Source organism: Pseudomonas sp. GM24, from assembly GCF_000282235.1.
In the GTDB taxonomy this organism is placed as follows: Bacteria; Pseudomonadota; Gammaproteobacteria; order Pseudomonadales; family Pseudomonadaceae; genus Aquipseudomonas.
Window position 1 is genome coordinate 1 of sequence record NZ_AKJR01000247.1, and the last position, 4387, is coordinate 4387.

Annotated in this window: 3 protein-coding genes; 1 reads left to right on the forward strand and 2 read right to left on the reverse strand. The window is 61.2% G+C overall.

Features of this window, described 5'->3' with window-relative positions; genetic code table 11:
* Positions 1 to 33: 33 nt before the first annotated feature.
* Positions 34 to 1332 (reverse strand): amino-acid N-acetyltransferase, encoded by a 1299-nt coding sequence (argA, locus tag PMI23_RS25325; protein ID WP_007913824.1) that lies wholly within the window; start codon positions 1330 to 1332, stop codon positions 34 to 36.
* Positions 1333 to 1595: 263 nt separating this feature from the next.
* Positions 1596 to 2765 (reverse strand): acetylornithine deacetylase, encoded by a 1170-nt coding sequence (gene argE, locus PMI23_RS25330; RefSeq protein ID WP_007913821.1) that lies wholly within the window; start codon positions 2763 to 2765, stop codon positions 1596 to 1598.
* 155 nt (positions 2766 to 2920) lie between these two features.
* Here argE and PMI23_RS25335 point away from each other — a divergent pair, with 155 nt between their 5' ends.
* Positions 2921 to 4291 (forward strand): CYTH domain-containing protein, encoded by a 1371-nt coding sequence (locus tag PMI23_RS25335; protein WP_007913820.1) that lies wholly within the window; start codon positions 2921 to 2923, stop codon positions 4289 to 4291.
* The last annotated feature ends 96 nt before the right edge of the window (positions 4292 to 4387 follow it).

Here is a 4387-nt window from a genome sequence, read left to right on the forward strand (position 1 = left end):
GAGAGCGGGGAACGATCGAATGGACCAACTCGGTTAAAGGGTTTTTTCGAAGATCTTCGAATTACGCTGAAAGTTGTACAGCGAAGCCCGCGCCGCCGGCAGGCGCTCAACGCTGCTCGGCTCGAAACCACGCTCACGGAACCAGTGCGCGGTGCGCGTGGTGAGGACGAACAAGGTCTTCAAACCCTGCGCCCGTGCTCGGGTTTCGATGCGCTCCAGCAATTCATCACCGCGACCGCCATGGCGGTACTCCGGGTTCACTGCCAGGCACGCCAGTTCACCGGCATCCGAATCGGCAATCTGATACAGCGCCGCACAGGCGATGATCATGCCTTCACGCTCGACCACGCTGAACTGCTCGATCTCGCGCTCCAGCACTTCGCGCGAACGACGCACCAGAATCCCCTGCTCTTCCAGCGGACTGATCAAGTCGAGCAAGCCGCCGACGTCTTCAATCGCCGCCTCGCGGACCAGTTCGAATTGCTCCTGCGCGACCAGCGTGCCGCCACCGTCACGGGTGAACAGCTCGGTCAGCAGCGCGCCGTCTTCGGCGTAGCTGACGATATGACTGCGCGCGACACCGCCACGGCAGGCTTCGGCAGCGGCATCGAGCAGTTCTGCCTGATAGTTGCTGCCCAAACGCTGCAAGTGTGCCGGCACTTGCTGTGGACGCAGCTCGCGCACGAGTTTGCCGTTCTCGTCGATCAGACCGAGGTCAGCACCGAACAGCAGCAACTTGTCCGCGCCCAGGTCGATGGCGGCGCGGGTCGCGACGTCTTCGCAGGCGAGGTTGAAGATTTCACCGGTCGGCGAGTAGCCCAACGGCGACAGCAACACGATCGAGCGCTCATCGAGTAGACGGTTGATGCCTTTGCGGTCGACCCGGCGCACTTCGCCGGTGTGGTGATAGTCGACGCCTTCCAGCACGCCGATCGGCCGCGCGGTAACAAGGTTGCCGCTAGCCACGCGCAAACGCGAGCCCTGCATCGGCGACGAAGCCATGTCCATCGACAGCCGCGCTTCGATGGCGATGCGCAACTGGCCGACCGCGTCGATCACACATTCCAGGGTCGCGGCATCGGTGATGCGCATGCCGTGGTGGTAATGCGGGGTCAGGCCACGCGCGGCGAGGCGGGTTTCGATCTGTGGACGCGAACCGTGCACCAGCACCAGACGCACGCCAAGGCTATGCAGCAGAACAATGTCGTGGACGATGTTGCCGAAGTTCGGATGCTCCACGCCATCGCCGGGCAGCATGACGACGAAGGTGCAGTCGCGGTGGGCATTGATGTAAGGGGACGCGTGACGAAGCCAGTTAACGTATTCGGGCATGAACCTGGGCCTGTAATAAATAGCAGCCTAAAAAGGGGCGAAACGGAAAACGCACAGCGGGCTGATGGTTATCGTCGGAACAGGCTTGGCGACACGCGCGCTCTCCTCATGAATACGGGTTGGAATGCTGGCAATTTACAGCGATTGGTCAGACAAAACATAGATCCCTTGTAGGAGTGAGCCTGCTCGCGATAGCGGAGTTTCAGTCAATACCTCCGGGACTGTCTCACCGCTATCGCGAGCAGGCTCACTCCTACAAAGGGTCACTTGGGATCCTTTGACGTTGGTGCACCTGTCAGACAGTAATGTTCAATCAGTTGCCGTAATAGATGCACGGTAGGCTGCAAACGTGACATTTCAAGGTACTCGCCCGGCTGATGCGCACAGGCGATGTCGCCAGGGCCGAGCACAATGGTTTCGCAGCCAAGGCGCTGAAGATAAGGCGCTTCGGTGCCGAACGCCACTGCTTCGGCACTGTGACCGGTGAGCTTTTCAGCGATGCGCACCAGTTCGGCGTCTTCAGACTGCTCGAACGACGGCACTTCCGGGAACAGCGGTTTGTAATCAATCTTCACCTGATGCCGCTCGGCCACCGGGTTGAGCTTGCGCAGAATCTCCGCGCGCAGGACTTTCGGGTCCATGCCCGGCAATGGCCGCAGGTCGAACTCCAGCGAGCACTGACCGCAGATACGGTTTGGGTTGTCGCCGCCATGGATACAACCGAAGTTCATCGTCGGCTGCGGCACGCTGAACTGCGGATTGTTGAATTCACGCTGCCACAACAGGCGCAAACCGCGCAGTTCGCCGATGGCATCGTGCATCGCTTCGAGTGCGCTGTGGCCCAAGCGTGGATCCGACGAATGGCCGCTCTGCCCAAGGATATCGATGCGTTCCATCATGATGCCTTTGTGCATGCGGATCGGTTTCAGCCCGGTCGGCTCACCGATTACCGCTGCGCGGCCCAACGGACGCCCGGCCTCGGCCAGCGCACGGGCGCCGGACATCGAGCTTTCTTCATCGCAGGTGGCGAGGATCAGCAACGGCTGCTTGAACGGCTGATCGAGCAGCGGCAGCACCGCTTCGATGATCAGCGCGAAGAAACCTTTCATGTCGCAACTGCCCAGCCCGACCCAGCGGCCATCGACTTCGGTGAGTTTCAGCGGATCGGTCTGCCACAACGCATCGTCGTACGGCACCGTGTCGCTGTGCCCGGCCAGCACCAGCCCGCCGGGGCCGCTGCCGAAACTGGCGAGCAGGTTGAATTTGCCGGGGCTGACCTGCTGGATATCGCAGCTGAAACCCAGATCACCCAGCCAGCCGGCGAGCAAATCGATCACCGCGCGGTTGGATTGATCGAGGTTCGGTTGGGTACAGCTGACCGATGGCGCGGCGATCAGCGCAGCGAACTGGTCTTGCATGGACGGCAAAGGCATCGCTGACTCCAACTCCCGAATTGAAGTCCATCATAGAACCATCCGGCGTCAGGAATAAACCGCCGCAGGGCGTAGGACGAATCAGTCCTGTACACTGCACGGCCTTGGCAGCCACATATTCCCCGGCTGCGCTCCCGATCCTGGATTTTCCGGCCATGCAGAAAGAAACCGAAATCAAACTCCGCGTCAGCCGCGAAACCCTCGCCGCCCTGCGCGAGCACCCGTTACTGAAAAAACGCAACAAAAGTGGCTGGGAACGCCGTGAGTTGATGAACCAGTATTTCGACACCCCCGAGCGCGATCTGGCTCAGGCCAAAGTCGCCCTGCGCCTGCGCAAGGACGGTGACGAAGTGATTCAGACCCTCAAGACCCGTGGCCAAAGCGTTGCCGGTCTGTCCGAACGCAATGAATACGACTGGAAGTTGCCGAAAGCCAAGCTCGACGTGAAGAAACTCGACGGCGAATGCTGGCCCGAGTCGCTGGCCGAGCTGGACAAGAAAACCCTCAAGCCGATCTTCACCACCGATTTCGTCCGCGAACGCGCCGAAATCGCCTGGGGCCGTGGCAAGAGCAAAGTGGTCATCGAAGCCGCGCTGGATCTCGGCCACGTAGTGGTCGGCAAACAGAAAGAAGAAATCTGCGAGCTGGAACTGGAACTACGCGAAGGCGAGCCTGCCGCGCTACTGGAACTGGCTGCCGAGCTGGCGGAAACCCTGGCGTTGATGCCGTGTGACATCAGCAAGGCTGAGCGTGGCTATCGCCTGTACGACGCCAACAGTTACTCGCTGAGCCTGCCGGCGCCGGAGCTGACCCCGGAAACCCAACTCGACGACGCCTTCGCTGCGCTGAGCTGGCACTTGCTCGGCAGCAGCCAGCGTCTGGCTGAACAGTACCGTTTCAACGGCCACTGGCGCCTGTTGCTCGACTGGGTCGAGAACCTCGCGGAAATGCGTGCCCTGCTCAGCAGCCTCGGCCAGGCCGCGCCGCGTCAGTCGACCCACGACTTGCGCGTTGCCCTGGATGCGTTGCTGGAAGACTGGCGCCCGCTGGTGCAGGCCGGTATCGAAGACGAAGACGTGCGCAAAGCCGCGCCGGAGCAGTTCCTCGAAGAACTCGAAGACCCGCGCTGGGGCCTGTTCTCGCTGAGCACGTCACGCTGGTTGCTGGCCCGCACCTGGACCGCCGACCGCAACGTTCGTGGTAACCGTCAGGGCGGCGCGCAGTTGCACAGCTGGTTGCCACGCCTGTTGGGCGAAGAGGCCACGGCCCTGCAATTGCAGCGTTATCAGCAGCAGCCGGAAGATCTGGCTGAACAACTGCCGCGTATCGAGCGCATTCAGGTCTGGCTGCACCACGCACGTAACGTGCTGGAGATCCCGGAAATGGATCGCCTGTACGGCGAGCTGAACAAGCTGGCGCAACTGGCCAACGAACCGACGATCACTGACGAACTGCTCGACGCGCGCAAGCAGCAGGCGATTGCGGTTTACCAGAATCGCGCATGGAAAATGCTCCTGCGCATGTAACACCGCTAAAAGATCGCAGCCTTCGGCAGCTCCTACAGGGTGTACACCCGCCCCATGTAGGAGCTGCCGCAGACTGCGATCTTTTGCTTTATCGCA

Coding starts and splice junctions, on each gene's coding strand:
- argE (WP_007913821.1), bottom strand. CDS start 2,765: ATGCCTTTGCCGTCCATGCAAGACCAGTTCGCTGCGCTGATCGCCGCG.
- PMI23_RS25335 (WP_007913820.1), top strand. CDS start 2,921: ATGCAGAAAGAAACCGAAATCAAACTCCGCGTCAGCCGCGAAACCCTC.
- argA (WP_007913824.1), bottom strand. CDS start 1,332: ATGCCCGAATACGTTAACTGGCTTCGTCACGCGTCCCCTTACATCAAT.